General features: G+C 48.0%; 16 protein-coding genes and 2 pseudogenes. 6 read left to right on the top strand and 12 right to left on the bottom strand.

Annotated elements, in window-relative coordinates; genetic code table 11:
- The 3 genes and pseudogenes from AZ66_RS31890 to AZ66_RS33345 form a co-directional block, all read left to right on the top strand.
- Positions 1-199: pseudogene (locus tag AZ66_RS31890) on the top strand (hypothetical protein); the annotation flags it as partial.
- Between the two features lie 272 nt (positions 200-471).
- Complete coding sequence (locus tag AZ66_RS14695) at positions 472-984, top strand: DoxX family protein (RefSeq protein WP_021260279.1); 513 nt, start codon at positions 472-474, stop codon at positions 982-984.
- 475 nt (positions 985-1459) lie between these two features.
- Positions 1460-1594 (top strand): hypothetical protein, encoded by a 135-nt coding sequence (locus tag AZ66_RS33345; protein ID WP_269433088.1) that lies wholly within the window; start codon positions 1460-1462, stop codon positions 1592-1594.
- A gap of 267 nt (positions 1595-1861) precedes the next feature.
- Here the strand turns inward: AZ66_RS33345 and AZ66_RS14700 are convergent, their stop codons facing one another.
- From AZ66_RS14700 to AZ66_RS14730, 7 genes and pseudogenes are all read right to left on the bottom strand, one after another.
- Positions 1862-3067: a VWA domain-containing protein gene (locus AZ66_RS14700; RefSeq protein WP_044355538.1), complete on the bottom strand. Its 1206-nt coding sequence runs from the start codon at positions 3065-3067 to the stop codon at positions 1862-1864.
- Between the two features lies 1 nt (position 3068).
- Complete coding sequence (locus AZ66_RS14705) at positions 3069-5411, bottom strand: DUF5682 family protein (protein ID WP_044355525.1); 2343 nt, start codon at positions 5409-5411, stop codon at positions 3069-3071.
- Positions 5411-6514 carry an AAA family ATPase gene (locus AZ66_RS14710; RefSeq protein ID WP_036620046.1) on the bottom strand — a complete coding sequence of 368 codons (1104 nt, stop codon included), beginning with the start codon at positions 6512-6514 and terminating at the stop codon, positions 5411-5413. The genes AZ66_RS14705 and AZ66_RS14710 overlap by 1 nt, the downstream gene beginning before the upstream one ends.
- Positions 6515-6616: 102 nt before the next feature.
- Entirely contained in the window at positions 6617-8476 is a 1860-nt protein-coding gene (locus tag AZ66_RS14715; protein ID WP_044355526.1) for a HEAT repeat domain-containing protein, read from the bottom strand.
- 12 nt (positions 8477-8488) lie between these two features.
- Entirely contained in the window at positions 8489-9928 is a 1440-nt protein-coding gene (locus AZ66_RS14720) for an SWIM zinc finger family protein (protein ID WP_044355527.1), read from the bottom strand.
- 51 nt (positions 9929-9979) lie between these two features.
- Complete coding sequence (locus AZ66_RS14725) at positions 9980-10798, bottom strand: hypothetical protein (RefSeq protein WP_044355539.1); 819 nt, start codon at positions 10796-10798, stop codon at positions 9980-9982.
- A gap of 318 nt (positions 10799-11116) precedes the next feature.
- Positions 11117-12894, bottom strand: a pseudogene (locus tag AZ66_RS14730) (response regulator).
- A gap of 261 nt (positions 12895-13155) precedes the next feature.
- Here AZ66_RS14730 and AZ66_RS14740 point away from each other — a divergent pair.
- Positions 13156-15336: a serine hydrolase domain-containing protein gene (locus AZ66_RS14740; protein WP_044355530.1), complete on the top strand. Its 2181-nt coding sequence runs from the start codon at positions 13156-13158 to the stop codon at positions 15334-15336.
- Positions 15337-15503: 167 nt separating this feature from the next.
- On the opposite strand, the gene AZ66_RS14745 is transcribed toward AZ66_RS14740, so the two are convergent.
- The 4 genes from AZ66_RS14745 to AZ66_RS14755 form a co-directional block, all read right to left on the bottom strand.
- Positions 15504-16400, bottom strand: coding sequence for a serine/threonine protein kinase (locus tag AZ66_RS14745; protein ID WP_442950297.1), 897 nt, complete (start codon positions 16398-16400; stop codon positions 15504-15506).
- A 177-nt stretch (positions 16401-16577) separates the two neighbouring features.
- Positions 16578-16925 carry a hypothetical protein gene (locus AZ66_RS32685; protein WP_052648527.1) on the bottom strand — a complete coding sequence of 116 codons (348 nt, stop codon included), beginning with the start codon at positions 16923-16925 and terminating at the stop codon, positions 16578-16580.
- The gene (locus AZ66_RS32690) at positions 16910-17158 is read right to left on the bottom strand and encodes an alpha/beta fold hydrolase (protein ID WP_052648528.1); all 249 of its coding nucleotides are present in this window, start codon (positions 17156-17158) and stop codon (positions 16910-16912) included. The genes AZ66_RS32685 and AZ66_RS32690 overlap by 16 nt, the downstream gene beginning before the upstream one ends.
- A gap of 15 nt (positions 17159-17173) precedes the next feature.
- The gene (locus AZ66_RS14755; protein WP_156159973.1) at positions 17174-17497 is read right to left on the bottom strand and encodes a hypothetical protein; all 324 of its coding nucleotides are present in this window, start codon (positions 17495-17497) and stop codon (positions 17174-17176) included.
- A 231-nt stretch (positions 17498-17728) separates the two neighbouring features.
- Here AZ66_RS14755 and AZ66_RS14760 point away from each other — a divergent pair, with 231 nt between their 5' ends.
- Positions 17729-18967: an MFS transporter gene (locus tag AZ66_RS14760; protein ID WP_052648529.1), complete on the top strand. Its 1239-nt coding sequence runs from the start codon at positions 17729-17731 to the stop codon at positions 18965-18967.
- Between the two features lie 64 nt (positions 18968-19031).
- Here AZ66_RS14760 and AZ66_RS14765 read toward each other — a convergent pair whose 3' ends face one another.
- On the bottom strand, positions 19032-19952 hold the full coding sequence (locus tag AZ66_RS14765) for a VanW family protein (RefSeq protein WP_044355535.1): 921 nt from the start codon (positions 19950-19952) through the stop codon (positions 19032-19034).
- A 256-nt stretch (positions 19953-20208) separates the two neighbouring features.
- On the opposite strand from AZ66_RS14765, the gene AZ66_RS14770 reads away from it, so the two are divergent.
- Complete coding sequence (locus tag AZ66_RS14770; protein ID WP_044355537.1) at positions 20209-21075, top strand: YitT family protein; 867 nt, start codon at positions 20209-20211, stop codon at positions 21073-21075.
- Positions 21076-21240: the final 165 nt, after the last annotated feature.

The raw sequence follows: 21240 nt of genomic DNA on the forward strand, positions 1-21240 counted from the left end.
CTCCATGTTCACAGCAACATCGAATGCACTGCGCGAGGAAGAAAGACGTCTTCAAGCCGATACCTCACTTCAGCAATGGAAGCTGACAGTTAGCCGCAAGCTGAGCGCATATGCGCTTGGCTGTGGCAGCGGCATGTTAATCGGTGCGTATTATCCTACAAATACAATATTTCTAACTATGCGTTGGCTAGGAGGCTAGGCTATCCCCTATTCTCAATAGGAGATAGCCTGTGCTTTACTACTTCATAAGTATAGATGATTCCCATCTGCACGGCTGAAACGATTCTCTTAATCCTACTATTTTTCTAGTGATTGCGCATAATAATGTGATAATCATTATATTCATGCAGAAAATGCAATCTTTTATGCAAAAAATAGCTCTAATGGGGCTTGCAAAATAGCGTCCTGCACTATAAAGTGTTTATGCATCCTATATATGGGAATGAAACGAATATTAAGGAGGATTGATTAATGATTGATTTTTTACGGAAAAATGTGTGGGCAGCAGCACTATTGTTGGCCCTCCGGCTTTATGTAGGCTATACCTGGGTTTCAGCCGGATTACACAAAATGACTGGTGGAGGCTTTGATGCAAGCGGATTTTTGAAAGGTGCTCTAGCAAAGGCTTCTGGCGAGAATCCTATAGTTCAAGGTTGGTGGGCGTCATTCCTCGAACATGTCGCAATCCCGAATGCCCAACTATTCAGCCTTATGGTTCAATGGGGAGAACTTCTTGTCGGTATTGGCCTGATCGTAGGCGGGTTAACGAGAACTGCAGCATTTTTCGGCATTGTAATGAATATGTCATTTCTACTAAGTGGTTCTATCAGCGCCAATCCTATCATGATTATCCTTACGTTGTTCATTCTCGTCGCCTATACCAATGCAGGCCGCTTCGGAGTGGATCAACTGTTGTTCCGCAGACTGAAATTGACTCGCAGCCATTCACCTCAAAGCAGCACTTCAACCTCAGTAACCTCGTGAGTAACACAACTGCTCATCAACACGCTCACAATGGTAAACAACATAGCTCGATCACTATTGTTCTTTTTTAGTCCTGCAAGTTATAGCGTATTTATTTTATTGACTATACAATTACAATTGTCAGCGTGACTCCCCAACCGCCTTTATTTAATCGCTTTCAATACACTCGATGTTGTCATTGTATCCAACCTTTCTTATTTACCTATCCCTCATCAAGGCATAAGCTTCCAGTCAATCTCAATCAATAAGGTATATAAGATTCACCTCTGATCTCGCATATCTCCCATTATACTTTGGTCCATCCTGTGCTTGGTCCATTCATCGTAAACGATCCTTCTAACGGATCCTGTCATTGAGCTGCTGCGAGAGAACACTTCTTGTAAGTGATTTCTTAGCGGCTCTATGGCAGCAAACCCATGATCGCAGTACAATATAGATGTCTAGATGGAAAATCAATGCCATAGGAGAGGATACTTTGATTGCAAATTCTATTGCCAGATTCGAAGCTGTCTTGAATACGGTGCCTGAACAGTTTCAAGCGCTGCAAGATGAAGTCAGAATCAGTGGGTTGACGCGCAGCAGTACAACAATGCCCCTATCGAAGTCGTAATCAGATTATGGTTCAGCTTAAATCAAGCCGTCCTTCGAGTGATCACTCATCGCTCTCAACCAAGCCTTGATATGCGCTGCAAGCTCCCTGACGGACAAATCGCGACCTTGGAATGGTTAATTCAAGACTACGTGGCGCATATGGAGCATCACCTGCATCAAATTTTCAGCAATCATGAGATCTTGCCTTCCAGCACATAAATCAAAATGAAAAAAAGGACGGTGAACATACCGTCCTTTTTAGGTCTATTACTTTGTGAGCACCACATCACTTGGTACCTACCCGCTTAGCCAGTTCAGTCAGATCATGCCCTTTTAGCGCTCCTTCAACCAATTCCGGCAGCAAGCTTGGTGTACAAGCGAAGCATGGGGTTCCATCCCGCGCTAGAATCTTAGCAAGATTCTCATCATAGAAGGGCTGGCCTTGATCAGATAGCGCGAGCAGGCACATCGTCCTTACCCCTGCTTCCCTTAGCTCCCTCATCCGGCGAATGAGCGCTCCACGATTGCCGCCTTCATACAAGTCGGACACAATAATGAACAATGTCTTCTTCGGCTCCGATATGTACTGCTCACAGTACGCCACCGATTTGTTAATATCCGTTCCGCCACCCAATTGAATGCCGAACAGCATGTCAACTGGATCATTGGCACACTGTTCTGTCAGGTCAACCACTTCGGTATCAAATACGACAACCCGTGTATCCAACGATGGTATTGATGCAAATATTGACCCGATTACAGACGCCCATATTACGGAGTCCGCCATCGATCCGCTCTGATCGATATCTACGATGACCGTCCATTCTTTATTGCGCTGCGCGCGGTCGAAGAAATAGAACCGCTCCGGAATAATCTGCTTCCGCTCCATATCATAATGTTTCAAGTTGCGCGTAATGGTTCTCTTCCAATCGATGCCGCTTACAGACGGAAGCGGTGAATGCTGTCTTCGATTCAGCGCCCCCGTAACCGCTCGGCGTATATCATTTTCTAGCAGCTTCACGAGTTCATCCACAACCGCCTGTACAAGCATGCGCGCCGTATCTTTTGTCTTCTCGGGGATTTTGCCTTTCAATGACAGCAACGTGCCCACTAATTGAATATCAGGCTTTACTTGTGCCAGAACCTCCGGTTCGAACAGCAGCTGCTTCCATCCTTTTCGCTCCATCGCATCATGCTGGATGATCGATACGACATCTTCAGGGAAGAAGGAACGCACATCTCCAAGCCATTTCGATAAACGAGGTGCTGATTTGCCTAGTCCTGCGCCCTTGCCGCCAGCAGATGAGCCGGATCCACCCTGTGAATCAGTCGTCTCGTCATAGATTGCAGCCAATGCTTGATCCATGATCTGTTCTTCTTCCGACAGATGGGTACAACCATTCATGGAATAGCTGGAGAGCTGCGCCTCCGCTGGCTGTCCGAGGATGAGCCGCCAACGTGTAAGTGCTTGTGATTCAGCGAATGTGCTCATGTTATATGTCCCCAAAATCAAAATCATTCAATTCGTCAATCATGCTCGCTTCTTCCTCCTTCAACTCACCCATAAGCAGCTCTTCGGCCTGTTCGGGTTGGACGCCCCACAATTCCCCAAGCAGCTCTGCTATCATCGCCTTCTCTCTCGGATCGAATGTGCTGAATGCTCTCCTCAGGAAGACGAGTGCTCTTACAAACTCGCTATCATCAAGAGATAGTATATATTCATTCAACTGTTCCCAGAGCGTCATGCGAGACAACAGCGCATATCGATTGCGCATTGATAATCCTTCGAACCACCCCGCACCCAGCTCTGCTGGGATACCTGGGGACAAGCGGCGTGACACCTCCTCTGCACATTGCTGTGCAGAGATTACGTTGCGTTCCATCAATATGGCACAGGCAAATCCGCACAACCGAGGATTCCGATCATCCCGTTCTGCCAAGTGTTGCAATTCTTGCAGCCATAGCGCTTCATCAACCCGTTCGCTATGATCGAGCGATATGCTGTTCAACTCGTTCATCGCGATGATCATGGTATTGGCAGCCTCATCATTGCAGCTGCTGGCATCGAGCAGGAACAGACAAGCGCGGAAGAACAGCTGCTCCAGCAGTGGCAGCAATGGCGTCATATCGATACGTCTTATATCACCGTAACGGATAATCGTAGATAGGTCTCTTGCAGCCGCCGCAATCTGAACGACATCCCGACTGTCCACTGCCAGCCGCTGCAGCGCTTGGCGAGCAGCTTCCATCTGCGTCAGCATGCCGCACTCGCAGGCCACGCGGATTAGCTTGGATGCCTCGTCAATCGTTACGCAGCCATCCAGCCTCTGCTGAAGCACGTAAGCAGCAGCTACCTCAACTGTTTCCCCCAGCAATGTGGATTCAACGACTTCAATTTCTACTTCCGGCGTCCATTGAAGAACCCAATGCTCAGCCCAGGTTGCTTGCTCTTGCGCGCTCGGCTTCTGCTTCGCAAGCGATATACCAAGCAGAGTTAGCCGATGGAGTAGAAATGAGCGATTCAAGTCAAGAAATGCAGCTTCTTCCGAGCTGACACGACGATTCTCGCGCAGATCAAGCGCCAGATCGCTCGCCACGGTCGTCTTGTACTTCTCCAGCTTCAGCTTGCGCAGCCAACGGTTCAGATCATCCTGAATCGGTGTCTGGCTAACACCATCAGCAAGTGATCCAATTGCAGTTCCGATATCAATTCGCGCTAATGCTTCAGCGATGACAGACAGTTCCCCGCGACCGAGCAGTGTAAGTGCCGCGTCACGTAAATCCAGCAAGGTCGGCGCACTCCCTACGTGTAAGGAGGCAAGCGATTGCGCCAGACGTACGGCCTCAATTACCTCTGCTGTTGAGCGATGCGTCCCTGATTCACGCAGTGAACGGGCAATTGCCGATAAATAATGCATCGGCAGATCAGCAAGCGTGCCGTCCAGCATGTGCTCCCACATCATCTGGAAGTAGCCAGGCGCATGATTACCCGCTCCATAACCTGAGCGTGAGGACAAGCGATAATAGGAATAAGGCATAAGGGTAAGCTTCGAGCTCCGCTTCGGCAGCTGCGCCGCTTCTTCATCCGTCATCGCTGCCGTTAGATCCACCAGTGCAGAAGCATGATACGCACCGCATATAACGACGATTTTTTCAGGAGCATGGCCGGCGTTAATCGTGTCTTGGATGTTCCGCCGCATATATGCTTCTCTGATCGCGTTGTAGGCATATTCCGTGCGATCGGTCAGTCGTTCTGTCTCTTCAGTTAACAGCCGCATCTCAGCGGAAAAAGCCAATATAGATTCACGATAGGCACCCGGGTTCAAGTTGTGCTCGTAGTTTCGTTCCCAATACGTATCATAGTCAGGCTCCCCTGCCAGCTCGGCAATTCGGCCGTAAATCGAGCGCTGTTCCCCTTCCTGTATCCGTTGCTCAGTTGATACAGTCTCCCTGCTGTCACTTTTCTCATCGGCTGAATCTGCGCGATGCCGTGTATCCTGCAAAGCAAGCGTGACGGAGGATGGCAGATCGATAAATGCAGCTTGTGCGCCATGTTGCTCTGCCCATCTCATGGCTTGCAGCTCTGGCGAATAAGCGGCAAACGGCCACATGACCGTCCGCACAGGCAGATCATCCGTAAAGGCCAGAATGGCGATAGGCGGCTTCGTTACTTCATTCGTCAAATGACAGATGACCGGCGTCGCATCCGAAGGGCCTTCGATAAGCACAGCTGTAGGCTGTATCCGCTCCAGTTCATCCAGCATGTGCTTTGCACCGCCAGGCGATAAGTGCCGAACCCCGAATATGTTCACGGCAGAAGCCGCAACCACGCTCATCACTCGTTCAGCTCCTTACAAGCCGTGTATAGTCCGCGCCATTCCGCGCCGCGCTTTTTCATCACGTTGTCGAGATATTCCTTCCAGACGAGTTTATCCTTAACATCATCCTTCACGATGGCTCCCTGAAGACCAGCCGCCAAGTCCTCATCGCTCAGTTCTCCGTTTCCGAAGCTTGCTGCAAGCGCCATGCTGTTCGTGAGCAGGGATATCGCTTCTGCCGTCGATATGACACCCGCCGGAGACTTCACCTTCTCCTTTCTGTCAACCGTCATGCCGCTGCGCAGCTCACGGAATATGGTTACAACCTTGTGCAGCGCCTCATCAGAAGGAGCGGCTGTCTGCAAATCATAGGCTGAAGCGATCTCCTGGACGCGCTTCTTCACGATCTCAACCTCGGTATTCATATCCGATGGCGTTGGCAGCACAATAATATTGAATCGGCGCTTTAGGGCAGCCGACATCTCATTGACTCCGCGATCTCTTGTATTTGCTGTCGCAATGATGGAGAAGCCCTTGCGCGCGTTTACTTCCTTGCCGAGCTCAGGCACAGATATTGTCTTCTCCGAAAGTATCGAGATAAGTGCATCCTGCACCTCAGAGGCGCAGCGAGATATTTCCTCAAATCTAGCGATCCCTCCAGCCTCCATTGCCCGCATAATTGGGCTCTGGACAAGCGCTTCCGGCGTAGGTCCGTTCGCAAGCAGCATCGCGTAATTCCACGAGTACCGTACATGTTCTTCGCTCGTTCCAGCAGTTCCTTGTACAACAAGTCCGGAATGACCATAGATGGCGGCAGTCAAATTCTCAGAAAGCCATGACTTGGCTGTACCCGGTTCCCCGATCAGAAGGAGTGCTCGGTCTGTAACTAGCGTTGCAATCGCCATTTCTACTAATCGTCTGTTGCCGATATATTTGGGTGTAATTGTCGTCTTTCCTGCCTTGCCTCCTGTGATGAACGTGAGCACCGCTTGCGGAGACATTTGCCATCCTGTTGGAATCTTTCCTTTGTCCGCCTTGCATAGTGCCGCAATCTCATCCTCATACAAGCGCTCGGCTGAGAGTCGCATGATATCCTGCATTTGCTGTTGGCTCGTTGCCATCTCATCATCTCCCCTGACGTTTAAGCTCGTTATACGCACCTGTCTTATAACTCTGACAATGCGCCCGCAATTCTTCAATTTCCGTGTTAGAAGGAACCAGCGCTATACCGATTCTGACGCGATCACTGCTTGCTTCTTCTCCATCTGTTCCACGACATAGCGCAGCTGTTCACCAGCCGTATACTTGTATGTAGGAAGAACCACTGACAAGCGAGCATGATACGAGGCTGGCAGCTCATATAAGCACGCAAACACATTTCCATCAAATGTGTAGCAATTCGAATTTCGTTTGTTCTCGATAGCTACCACTAGCGCTTCCCAAATTACTTCTTCAGGCACGTCAGATCGTTTCAATCCAGACAAAATCAACCCAGCGTACGTATTGCGAAATTCAGGATGCTGCTCCAACTTCCTCAACATAAACTTGGCGCTTCTTTCGTGTCCCGGCCGTGCAAAAGCACATACGAGCTCAAGCTCATTCTGCTCAATGAACCAATCCAGCCAGCGCTCATCCCATGCAGCAAGAATAAGCGGAAGTGGTTGAATGACAATCGTGTATAGTGACATCATTCCGTTGGAATAGCTCCACTGTGCAGGAACCTCAACATATTCTCTGGACAGTACCAGTGCTTCGATTGTGGAGCACAATTCCTTCTTCCTTCTCTGCATCTCTTTGTTCGTCTGCATCTTCCACTTGTTCCGCATCGATTCTACATAGTGATCGTACATTGCCTCTGGTGATAACAGATTGAACGAGGCGCGAACAGCATAAGACATAAAGCGTACGTCAAGATCTTCAATTTTTCGCAAATGAGCAAGTGCCTCTTCCGAATTCTCTGTCTCCATATACCAAGCGACAGTGTGGAGCAGCTCCAGCCATTGGAAAGGTCTATATTCTTCATAACGGCCCACGAAATTCGCATATACGTCGTAGAGTTCTGCGCACCGCTTCTCATACAATGCACGAACTACATATCGGATCCTCGTCCAAACCGCCTCCAGCTTCTTCTTATCGTCTGCTAGTTCCAACGCTGCGCTCAAATCACGATCCAAATCCTGCACCAACTGGGCAGTCAGCTGCGGATGATCACATTCAGCTGCCGCTTCTGAGGCAAGTTCAATATCCTTGCCGGCAAACGCTTCATGCAACCGTTCCACCGCTCTGTCTGATCCATAGAGCGCAAGCGTATGATACGCGGATTCCCGAATCGCCTTCTTCTTCTCTTTCGTCCATTCAAGAACTGATTCTTCATATTGAATATAGGCTGACAACAATCGGATTGCTGTCGCTCTCACTTCATCCGAACCAGATTGGGCCGCCTCATAGATAAATGCTGCCACGTCTTCTCCGCCGATGGTACCGATGACGCGAAGCTTTCTCGCTTCCAGCTTGCCGCCATCGATTTGGAATGTCTTCATCAGATGTGGTACGACTTGCGATCCATAGGAAGGAAGAATCTTATCCGTAGTTAGATCGGCAATTTCCGTATACGGGTCTCCAAGGGCTGCAATCGCGTACTGCAACAAGCGCAGATCCGCGAACATACCGTCCTCGAATGCCTGCAAGATCACTTCATAGCGTCCTCCGCCTGTTGTCGTTAGTGCTTCTTGCACCGCCGCCAGCTTGCGGTAGGACAGCTTTGTAGACAGATTGCTCGGATAGCTCTCCATGTCCGTCATTTGTCCTGCCGGAGCCGAGCTTCCCTGTGTATACAAGACGGAATGAAGAAGCATTCCAATGTCCTGCAGCGTCTCCGCCGAGGATTGCTCCTTGCCCGCAGGAGGCTCAATTAATGATGCTATTCCTTCTGCCAGCCGCTTGAAAATGGGGGCCCTCTCTCCTAGCTGCTGAAACTGCGGAAGCAGTCGTTTTAGACGGAAGTCGCCGACTGCCAAATCACTGCCTGCAATATACAGTCGCCGTACTTCTTGATGAAGCTCTTGCAACAATGCTGTACTCATGGCCAATCCTCCTTAATACATGAGACGGATCATTTCCGCATCCTTCATTATCGTTAATGGCTGTGCAAGCAATCGTTCGCTTGCAAGTCTGTGCTCGAACATGACCAGCATCGCAGCATCCTTCGTCCAATCAACAGGAAGCAGCGGGAGCAGAGACACTGTGGAATGATGAGAAGCGCACACATCATCCAGCACGATCTGTTGACCCGCTTCATCCAACACCACATATTCATTCTGATCTGTCTGCTTTATGTCTGACACATGAAGCAGCATCACTGGATTTTTATCACCGAGTGGGTTTTTTAGCTGATTTTTCACTTTCTTGAATACGTCAGCATACGAACGCTGTGCATGTGCAGACATGCATTCCACATCTTCCGCTTCTACTACTCTGGTAATCAGTTCATCCCAGCGTACTCTGCGATTCATCTCTCCCGGATAGCGATAGAGCGTCTTCACCTGCGCAACCTCGAAGAAGCTATCATCTGCGCGCATTTGCTTAGCCGCCTTATACGGGCGATACTGTACCGTGCGATGAATATCCCCAGTCTCTCTCTCCATCCAATAGCCTTGATCGACATATTCTTGTCTAGCCTGATCATCATAGCTGAGGAAGGAGAGCTGAATAAGCTCCACATTCTCGCTCATCAGTCCGTATTCCTTCAATTCATTAAGCTGCCATGCATGACCCAGCCACTCTTCCACGGTAGTCTCGTGATCGAGTGCCAGTTCCGGATCATCCAGCTTCGCGGTCAGATGGCTCCGCCCCTTCTTAATGAAGGCATGCAGGACAGTCAACTGCTCCATTACATTGGTATAGATGGTTTCTCGATCGTCATCACTCGATAAATATAAGGCCAATCTGCGTAGTTCATTCTGCGCTCCAGGCAAATAGTGATTCCCTAGCTGCTTGGCATGATCCTGAATCATCTTAATCGTCTTCGTATCAATCGTACCGATGCCCCCACGAACTAGCGACAGCACCAGCTTCTCTAACGTCTCCAGTCCGTCCAGCTGTGCCTGAACTTTCTTCTTCAGCGCGGACTTGTTTACTTTCTTCGGTTTCGGCTCAGCTCCATCCGCTGCTTGCTGCTGCTTCTTCTCTTCGCGTTTCTCGGCCTTCTCCCGCTTGGAGAGGATATCCTCAGGCACAGGCGCAGTTGCGAACTCCCCACCACCTACATAAGCATATAGCAGCCCAAGCGCATGCTTGCATGGCAGCTGTCTGCTTGGACAGGAACAGCGCAGAATTGGCTTCTCAGGCTGGATGAAGTCTGCCGAGCATTGATAATTCGATTTGCCGCTGCCCGAGCATTCCCCAAATAAGAGTGAACCGTCCTCTGAGCGGTTCAACTGTACGAAGCTTCGCTTTTTCACGAGCCCCTGTCCATTCTTGATGGCTGAGGCGTTCGGAGCGAGTGAATCTACGTATGACTCTGTAATTTCGATCATGTTGATTCCCCCTATCTGTCCAATGTCAACTTTCCTTTATGTACTCGATTCCTATTCATACAACCACTTGCCAAAGTAATGCTCAACCGCATGATCGGAATACCCATCCTCTCCACGCCAGTTTACAACAGCGAAGAAGTCGTTATTCCCACCCCTGCCTGGCCTGTTCTCCGAACCAGCTCGCAGCACACCCGCATAAGACAAAATTTCCATCATCACATCGCGTTCCTGTTTATTGGATGGCAGCACATTGCTTAAGTTCTTCTCCAACTGACGCGCAGCATCGCTGGGCTGACAGCTTCTTATCGCGGTCAGCATATGTTTGAGAATGGTCACGTCCTCTTTCGTAACGTCAACTGTCCCTTCTGCTAGGAGCTGTTCCAGATCTAATAGACAATATAGGATATGGTTAAGACGAACGCCTCCCCATTTCATCCGCTCGAAATTCAGAACATTGATATCTTCATTCGTATAGGATTCAAGAACGGCAATCCCGCTCTTGTCACATTCATAGCAATCCCCATACATCGCGTACGTGCTGCTCTTGCATCTACCGATATTGCTCTCAAATGGATGGGGCAGCAAACTATGTGTTAGTGCCCAACTGGAGAGCGCACTTCGCAAATGAACCTTACGCGTAGACAGGCTATGCAGGAAGGCTTGTGCCACCATCTCCTTCGTAATCAATTTATGCAATTCCACGATGCGCAGCACACATTCATCGTGACTCATTGTCACGGGATCGAACATTAGACCTTTGTCCTTAGCGTACTCGAAATCCTCCCCAGCGAACGTTATCGTACGAGTATCTTTCCATCCCGCACTGCTCCAGAACGTTTTCATCAGTATCTGCTTCGCCTTCTTGTCCACCTCGTCCTCCTTCAAATCCACCACATTCGTGTCATTTTTGATGAAAGTCAACGAACATACGTTTCCTTTGATTGTGAAAAAAAAACGCCGAAAAGCAATGCTTCGACGAATCTTTCCTTCATCATAACGAATTTATAAGCTTACAGTACAGGTCTCTTGGTCCCATTCCTTTCGTTTCTTCATTGCATATTTATAGGAATATAGTACCACCTGCATATTCAGAACTACTTATAGATTGTTCTCGCCTCTAAGACATTCACTTAGAGATTCGCTTCATCTGTCTACTTGATTCTATTAGCGATGTAAACGCCCGATAGGCTAAACGATCTTCTCAGCTCGCGCCAGTTCAATGGCTTCTTCACGTCTGCTGACACCTAGCTTAGCATACAGCGAGGAGCAATAATTACGCACGGTTCCCTCAGATAAATACATCTTCACGGCAATTGCCTTGTAGCGCAATCCGCCGCACAGATGCCCCAGAATTTCCTGCTCACGCTGCGTAAGCCCATACGGATCATTCGGGCTAATCTTCTCAAGCTGCTCTCGCTGCTGCTTCATCTCTTCGAATACTCGCGCAGCAATCGACTGATCAATCCATGTTCCTCCTAGAAATACGAGCTTCATCGCTGCTGACATCTCTCTCGATGACTTCAGCATATACCCATCTGCCCCGTGCTCTAGTGCTGCCGCTGCTTGTATCGTATCTTCGAAAGTCGTCATGAACACAACCTTCATGTTCGGCCAGCGAAGTTTCATCTCTAGTAATGTTTCAATCTCGTTCATTCCCTGTATAGGAGTATCCATGAGCACAATATCCGGTACCAATCGCTCACACGCTTCCAATGCCCCCTGCCCATCGACAGCAGTACCAACAACGGTAAAATCAACATGTTGATCAAAAATATGCTGCAAGCTATCGGCAATAATCGTGTGATCATCAACGATGAGCAAGCGGATACCGTTCTGTGCCGTTTCTGCCTGTATAGGCATTTGGCAAATGACGACCGTTCCTTGTTCCAACTCGGAATGAACCGTTAGCGTGCCTTGCAGCAGGTGAAGCCGCTCCTCCATACGATGTAGTCCAGAACCAGACTGGAGCATTGCCATACCTGCACCGTTGTCCTCTACTTGCAGCCGAATTTGCTGCCTATCGAAATAGAGCTGTACGGATACATTGCTTGCTCGTCGATGATGAACGGCATTCGTCAGCAATTCCTGCAGACATCGATATATACAATCGTTCATTTGCTGCATAAGGGGAACCTCACTCCCAATTACGCGGAAATCAACCGTTACCCCGGTTGATTTCATAAACTCCTCGGTAAATTGCTGCAACCTACTACTTATGGAATAACTGTAAGTTGATTGAGAGAGTTGATACTGCTGCTTACGAATCTCATCCAGACTGCGCTGCGCAATAGCAACAAGAGCATTGATCCGATCGTGCTCGGATTCAGGGACAGATGTTCGGAGCAACTCTACACCATCAACCAGTGAAGTTAACGAATTGCCGATCATGCCATGCAGTTCTTGCGACAGCCGATTGCGCTCTTCAATAAGGGTAAGCTCTTCGATCTTTGCAAGCTGCTGCCCCAGTAATTGCTTTTGTTCTTGAATGATTTGAGCCTGCTTATGCGATTGCATTAAGATGCGAAATGCAAAACCCATCATAAAGCCTATGCTGCAGCTGAACATCATCTCGAATGGAGATCTATTCGCCAACCAACTATTCAAGGCAGGGAAATAAAACCGCACAGGATTCCTGCCCACACATATGTCCTCTGACTGCTCCCTAGACCGATTATCATCGTGAATAATACGAAGATCCAGATCAACTGCGGTGCAGCGTACGCTACATACATATGAAAAAGCCCCGCCATTGCTACTTCGAACGCCGGATACCAAGTCTCCTTCTTATACTGGGCGACTAATGGAACAATATAAACAAGTATAGCCGTAGTCAAAACCGCCCATAGCTGTGCTGTTATCATCTCGGGATGAGTGATTCCACCTATGACAATAATGAGCAGCCAAGTGGTTCGTAGGGCAGCAATCATCCAATCGTACCAGAACCAATTCTTCATGTTCGCTATCATATGTAAACGCACCTGCTTATCTGTAGTATGCAAGGAATTCCATGAAAGTTACTGAATCATCATGTACCATACATAACCTGCATGTCAAGCAACAAGAGACCTGTCATATCCAGCGGATGACAACTGTCATCCCGCAATAATGACGGATTCAAAGCCCGTGTCATGACTAAATTGTGACACACCTCACTACCCCGATTGACACTGCACATCATACAGTCAGGAGGCGAAGCAGCACACCAAAATAACAGGAGTGATGACAGAATGAGAACATTTATGATGAAAAAAGCAGTACCACTCGCATTATCTGCCATAATGGCATCTGCGCTTTTATTCCCTTCTTATGGAAGCATGCAGGCAAATCAGAACTATGGAATCGAGCAAGCGGTTCCTACCACCAAAACTGCATTACAGCAAACAATCGATAAAGCAGCTAACACCCACCATATACCTGGCGTAATTGTCGCGGTGAAGAAAGTAAATACGCACTGGTCGTATGCTTCTGGAGAGGCAACTATCGAGAAGAAGCAATCGATGCAGAAAGATCTTGCATTCCGAATCGGAAGCACAACGAAAACATTTGTCGCGACGATCGTTCTGCAGCTTGTTGGGGAGAAGAAGCTGAGCCTTGATGATACGGTTGAAAAATGGCTGCCGGGTCTCCTGCACAGCAACGGATATGATGGCAGCAAGGTTACTATTCGCCAATTGCTCAATCATACAAGCGGAATCGCAAATTACCTGAATGACGAATTTAAGCAAAGCATTCTACAGCATCCGAATCAATCCTATACACCGGATGAGCTTATTGCGAAGGGATTACAATCTTCACCGACGCCCGGTGGAGGTTATTCGAATACGAATTATGTAATTCTGGGTCTTATTATTCAGAAAGCTACAGGAAAAACGTATGCGGAGCAAATCAAGCAGCGGATACTGAAACCTTTCCATATGAATAGAACGTGGCTGCCGGGAACCTCAACCGCATTTCCGACCAAGCATGCCCGCGGGTATTTAGACACGGGCGATGCATTAGTAGATATTACAGGGATTAACCCATCACTTGGTGGTGCTGCGGGTGAAATTATTTCAACCGGTGATGACATGACGACATTTTTCAGCGCATTATTAGGTGGCAAGCTTCTACAGCCCGCTCTCCTTAAAGAAATGATGACCACTGTAGATATACCTGAAGGCAAATTCGGGCTCGGCCTGCAAAAAGTCATACTTCCAAACGGAGTTACGCTATGGGGCCATAGCGGCGGTATCCCCGGATTTATGAATTTCGCTGGCGGTACCGAGGGTGGAGATCATGTGATTGAGATCAACATCAATGTAATGGGTAACGCGCCTATTCACATCGAGAGCATCTATACGCAGGAGTTCTCCGGGTCGCCCGAACAGCCGAACAACGAGAGTAAGCACCGTAATGAGATCATCGCCTTAATTGATCAAGCAACGTCAAGAAAAAGCAATCCAGGAATCGTAGCCTACGGGATCATAAACGGAGAGGGCTGGGCCCACGCTTCGGGTATTGCCGATATGCGCACCGGTCGACCGATGGAGACGAATCTGTCATTCCGTATCGGAAGCGTCACCAAGGCCTTCATGGCTACCGTAGTTCTGCAGCTCGCGCAAGAACACAAGCTGAGCTTGGATGACTCGGTAGAAAAATGGCTGCCAGGCGTTGTCCAAGGAAATGGATATGACGGCAGCAAAATTAAAATTCGCCACCTGTTGCAGCAAACAAGCGGGATTGCGAGCTATACGAGCAACGAATTTCGGGATATAACCATCCCACAAGCTCCATTCCGTAATTATACTGTAGATGAGCTTATCCAAATGGGACTGGCTACACCACCTAAATTTGAGCCTGGAACCAGCTTCGACTATTCGAATACTAACACAGTGCTGGCGGGGCTTATTATTAAAAAGGTCACTGGAGATACCTATGCCGAACAGATCAAAAAACGGATCATAGAACCGCTGGGTTTAATAGGGACATCCTCAAGCGGCAGTTCGCTGGACATCCCGGGCAAGCACGCTGTCGGATACAACCTAGACGTGAAATCAGGAGATTTGTATGACTTTACAGTACTGAATCCATCTTGGGCGAATGCCGCCGGAGACATGGTCTCCACGGCTAAAGATTTGGCGACCTTCTTCAGTGCTCTGCTCGGCGGGAAACTACTTCATAAGGAAATGATGAAGGAGATGACAACAGGGGTTCCTTCGCCTTATGGTTCCTACGGACTTGGTATTTTCGAAGTAAAGATGCCAAACGGAACCTCTTATTGGGCACATGGTGGCGGCATTCACGGATATTCAACACTTGCCGCTGCTCGCCTAGGTGGTGAACAGGCATTCGCTCTTAGCACCAACGCGGTAGGCAATGATGTGCCTCAGACACAAATAGACATTTTCAAGAAAGAATTTAGTTACTAAGCTACTAAGCTGCACAACCGGCATCTTGACTACGGATGCCGGTTTGACCTGCGAATTCGTTCAGTCTATAAAACATGAAAGTCCCCTCCAATGTTATTGGGAGAGGATTCATCATTACATCTATTCATTCGTTCCTACTCTATTGGTTCATGCAACCATGAAGATCATCAATTCGTCTGGCCCAGAGCCTCATCCCAAGCAGATTTGAAAGCTGCAATGCTTGAAAATCGTTGCTCTCTATCCTGCTGAACGGCTTGCAGGGCGACTTCATACAACGCTTGTCCCGCTTCCCATCGTTCCAAAACGAGATTTCGTTCCCCACCTAACAGTCCAAAGGCAATGGCTCCTAAATTATACACATTCGTTCGGGAATCGATCAGCGCGCCTAATTCGTATTCCTCTGGCGATTTGGATCGTACCGCTCCCCAGAATTGTTCCCCGATATCATTGACGGCAGGAGATCTCCGATAAAAGTCGATGTCACAAATCTTCGTTCGATCGGTAGTGAAATCATATAAGATACTTCCATCATAGAAGTCTACTGCCACATATCCCTGTGCTTCCACATGCTCATGAAATGAGAAAATGACATCCAATGAGTTCAATCGCTGCTGCATGGGAAGATGCCGATGTCGATAAAATGGAGATCTTGGATCATGATACTTAGCCGGCGGCGGGAACGACCAGTGAGAATGAAGACATTCCCCTTCGAACCACTCAAATACGGCTGCATATCCACCACCCTGAACCTCAAAGTGCTCCACGAGTTCAATCAAGTTTGGATGCTTCAGTGCCCTATATAACGGAATCGCCGCTTTTAACCGCTCGATGGCAGCTTCCGGCTCACCCGAATATTCCATCGTTCTAGCACCTGCATATTTAACAAATCGCTTGCGCCCTTCCTGCTCAACGCCAAACGCAATATTTCCCGAATCCTGTTCGTCGAATACGCAGAATACATGTCCATACTTATGAATCCAATCGAAAGAATGAGCTTCCTTGAGCTCAAATGTGACATTTCCTAGCTGAATCGTTACAGAAGTGAATGATTGTGTTGTCACGATGCTTCCCCTCTCATCCTATCGGGGCTGCCGCAGTTTCGTGGGCTACTTATGCGTTGACCCCATCTCGTTGATACACCCAATTCATTTTCGTCGTTTTTGTCATAGCACAACGCCTCCTTCACTGTTCACGTTCCGTCACCGTATCACATTCATAATCCGCGTACAATAGAAAACCGATTAGGATTGCTTCCTTTCTATCACAACATCGTTGTACGCTCTTAACGGCCTGTCCTCGAAAAAATCGATAATCATCTCATTGAAAATATCTCTGCGCATTGTGAGTTCATTCGTATGCGTCGGGAAAGGAGCCGTCTTCATAGCAAGGAGCATCTTCTTATCGATTGAGAAAGAATTGCGTAAAATTCGCTGTGTATATGGATCATCCTTATGAAACTTCATCATAAGATTCACGATCGTACGGTAAGGAAGCAGGCTGAAAAGAAAATTGGAAATGGACAGCACCCAGCCTGCTGCAACCGTCGGCATTTCACTATAGCTGTTCGATATGACTAGCTTAAGAAACACTTCATATCTTCAACAATCACGTAATGATCATATTTGCCTTCTGGAAATTCCTTAGTGGAATCGCCATGCCCCCTATAATCCGACATTATCATGCTGTACCGTTCGGAGAAGGCTTCGAATTGCGGCTCCCACATTCGCCATGATGATCCACTGCCATGTAGGAATAAGACAGGCGAACCCTTCCCATTCCTCTCATAATGCATGAGCATCCCATTCACAGCTGCCTTCGGCATGATGTTGTCTCCCCCCTAGTTATGACTGTCCTTATGTTGACGTTGTTCCTGCCACTGAACTAGAATTTGCTTCATTTGATTGACGACAAAATCAAAAAACTCGATGCTTTCATCCATTTTCATTTTTGCTTGTTCATCCGATGCGATGGACTTCGCCCGCCTCACGTAATCCCCCATCATTCCCCCTTGCGCAATGCTCGTATGCAAAATCGACGTCCAAGCATCCGGATGCAGTTCGTAGTAATCCCGTTTGCTTCCAGGGATACCTACTTTGCGAAATAAGGATACTTGAACCCCTTGACGGACAGATAAGGATGCTGTGCCTTTACTAATCTGCAAGTCCAGCACCATTTGATCAAGCGAACGCGGTTCTCCTGCTAGCAGCAGATAGCCCCATATTTTCCCGAGTGAGCGCGCACCCCCTGATGATTCTCTATCTTCTTTTTCTTTTTCGACGTGACAATCATGAGTGAAGAAAATATCTGGTATAATTCATAAAAATAAAGGTGAAACAGTCCATTGCGCGATAAGAACTCAAATTAGATAAATAGACTGATTGGGGTGAATGTTATGAAATCCGAACTGCGAGCGATTGATTATTCGCATCCCAATAAGCGCAGTATGGGGTATACCATTTTATTGATTCTATCGTTGTTTCTCGTATCTACAAATTTGCGAGCCGCAATTACGTCCATTTCCCCGCTGCTGGAAGACATTCAGAGAGATTTGGGAATGAACGGGATGTCGGCTAGCCTGCTAACGACCATTCCACTGTTCTGCATGGGAATATTCGCTCCTATGGCGGCCAGCTTGAGCGATCGCTTGGGAATGGAAAGAGCGATCACCGTGTGCATCGGACTAATCGGCATCGCGACGGCCGCTCGCTTCTTCGCCGTCACCTCCTTCCTGCTCTTGCTTACCGCATTGCTTGCCGGTATCGGGATTGCGGTTGCCGGTCCGCTGATCTCTGGTTTCATCAAGCATCATTTCCCTGCTCACGCCTCATCGATAGTCGGCGTCTATTTAACCGGCATGGGCATCGGCGCTTCGATCAGCTCCGCCTTCGCGATACCGATTGAGCGTGCCGCACACGGATCATGGAGCACGGCGCTTGGCATCTGGTCCATTTTCGCGGTTATCGGGATACTTGCGTGGTGGCCGATTATTCGAAAGCATGCGTCAACTGACCATCACGACGCATCGTCTCGCAAGCAATCGAGCAAGCTTCCGTGGAATAATAAGCAAGCATGGCTATTCCTCATTATTTTTGGACTGCAATCCGGCATCTACTACACCGCTGCTACCTGGCTTGCCCCCCGTGCTCAGGAGATTGGGATGGATGCGGCAACTGCAGGGACGCTAGTAACAGTATATTCGATCATGCAGATGATCGCAGGCTTGGTGACGCCGCTTATGTTGAATCGTACCACTTCTCGCAAGTCATGGCTGTTAGCCTTTTCCATATGCAGTCTGGCAGGATGCAGCGCGCTTTCTTATTTTCCTGCCGAGGTGAATCCATTTCTGTCGGCAGCAGTGATGGGGATTGGAGCGGGCGGCCTGTTCTCGATTGCGTTAATCCTGCCTCTCGATGTAACAAGCACTTCGCGCGACGCAAGTCTATGGACGGCCATGATTCAGTTCGGCGGATATTTGATAGGCGGATTACTCCCCTTGGTTTCCGGAGTCTTTTACGACATCGGCGGAAGCTATCAAGCCTCCTTTCTCACTCTAATCTTCACCAGTCTGATTCTTATCGCGGTATCCGTATTCTACCGCGGCAAGCGGTACACACATTATTCGCAACAATAAGACGGTTGCTCTTCCATCAAGAGGAGCAACCGTCTTATTGTTGATTATCGTACCCTTACCTGCATTATTCTTCCTTGTCTACATCGATATCTTTCACTTCTTCAGGCAGTTCCTTCGAAGCACCAGGTACATCACGTTGCTTGTAGCGAATCTCTTCCGATGAGTAAACGCCAATATGTACGGTTCCCCCGTTGGCAAAGGCTCGGATCAATATCGGTTGATTGTAATGATTATGGAAGGTAAAGTCGGGGCCATTCCAGCTTACCGTTGCATCACGACCAGGCGGCACATAAGTTACATTCCTAGAGTGAGAGTAGCGCTTCACAATCTGAAGCCCTGCGCGGTCGACAGCGTTGAACAGGGTGGATGATATCTGACATATGCCGCCCCCTATTCCTTCTGATAATTCCCCCTTCACGATGATAGGCGCACGCACATACCCTCTCTCTTCCGTGCGCTGCCCAACAACTTCATTAAAAGAGAACGTCTCTCCTGGAAATAGGACGTGATTGTTAATCGCCTCTGCAGCAAGTTTTATATTCATAGAACGGTTTTTATTGTTCGTATTATAGAAGGTTGTGTACTGACCAATTATCTTCTCACGAATATGAGATAGGAGTTCACTGTCTACTTTCGGATAGACAATCTGCATCGGCACTTCTATCTTCTTCGAACCGCTGTTGATGATGTAATTGTAAAACTGCTCGATAAATGCTTCTCGATCCAGCCTCATCCCATTTTTCTCGGGAATAATCCCACCATAACCATTCAATGCTGCATTAATCGGAGCAACGGCTACTTGGCGATCTATCGCTTTCATCAGCTTGTCCAATTGTTGCTCGTTCACAATAGCAGCAGCAGGAAGTAAATAATCCGCACGGTGAGCAGATGCAATTTGTTGGCCATGATGTCCAATAATGATTGGTTCCGATACGGTTGGCCGTTGGAGCAGCAATAGCACTAACCAGAGAAGTTGCAGATACATGTTGTTCTCCTTTATGACAATTCCTCATCCTTGAGGCACATCTGAACCCATTCCACTTGCATGAAATAATTGCCGCTACCTTATCCTTTTCTTATTCCGAACGATATATACATGCTTTACCAGTTCGCGCTGAGTTTTGCATTTTATGACTGTTATTTTCATGACTTTGGTCACTTTATTGTTCATGTTTCATGAAAATGATATGATATACATACGTAAAGTTAGTATCAACCTATAGACAGAGAGGATTTGTTGCATGGCTAGAGTTCATAAGAAAATGTCCGTTCTTGACGTCTTGAAGAGATTCATCTTCATCACGTCCGGTGCAATTCTAATGGGGGTCGCGCTGGAATTATTCCTCGTACCAAACAGCGTAATTGATGGCGGAATAACAGGGATCTCCATCGTAATATCTAAGCTAACCGGAATTCCGCTAGGCGTGTTCATCTTCCTTATTAACCTTCCGTTTCTCATCATCGGATACAAGCAAATCGGGAAAACATTTGCATTTTCCACCTTGTACGGAATCATTGTCATGTCTGGAACGACATTTTGGCTGCATCCTTACAGCGCATTCACGAATGAGAAAATCTTGGCAGTACTGTTCGGTGGCTTTATTCTCGGTCTCGGTGTTGGTCTCGTTCTTCGCTTCGGTGGATCACTGGATGGTACTGAGATCGTAGCCATTCTCGTGTCCAAGAAGACTCGGGTGCCAGTTGGTCAAATTATTCTCTTTATTAACGTGTTCATCTTTATTATTGCTGGATTTGTCTTCGGTTGGGATTCAGCAATGTACTCCATCTTTACTTTCTATATTGCTTCGAAGGTGATGGATATTGTCGTTGAGGGCTTGAATGAATCGAAGTCGGTAACCATCATATCGCAGGAGTATGAGGAAGTATCAGAAGCAATTCAGAGCCGCTTGGGCCGAAGCACGACCTTCATCTACGGCAGAGGCGGTTACAGCAAGGAAGATACCCAAATTATCTATTGTGTCGTTACCCGTCTGGAGCTTGCGAAGCTGAAGTCTGTTGTCCAAGAGATTGATACCAAAGCGTTCATCGCGATCGAAAGTGTATCGGATGTACTCGGCGGCAACTTCCAGAAGAACGATATCCACTAATCACAAATCCCCTGCATGTCTCAGCAGCTTCGCTGACGTATGCAGGGGATTCTCTATTTAACATCCCTAATTAGCTTGTGTAGGCACGGTACATGGCATCCAGCAACGTATGCGTATGGTCGCAGCTATATTCCCAGAACATGACGCCAGCAATTCCCTGTTCCA

The organism is Paenibacillus sp. E194 (assembly GCF_000935845.1).
In the GTDB taxonomy this organism is placed as follows: Bacteria; Bacillota; Bacilli; order Paenibacillales; family Paenibacillaceae; genus Paenibacillus_B; species Paenibacillus_B alvei_B.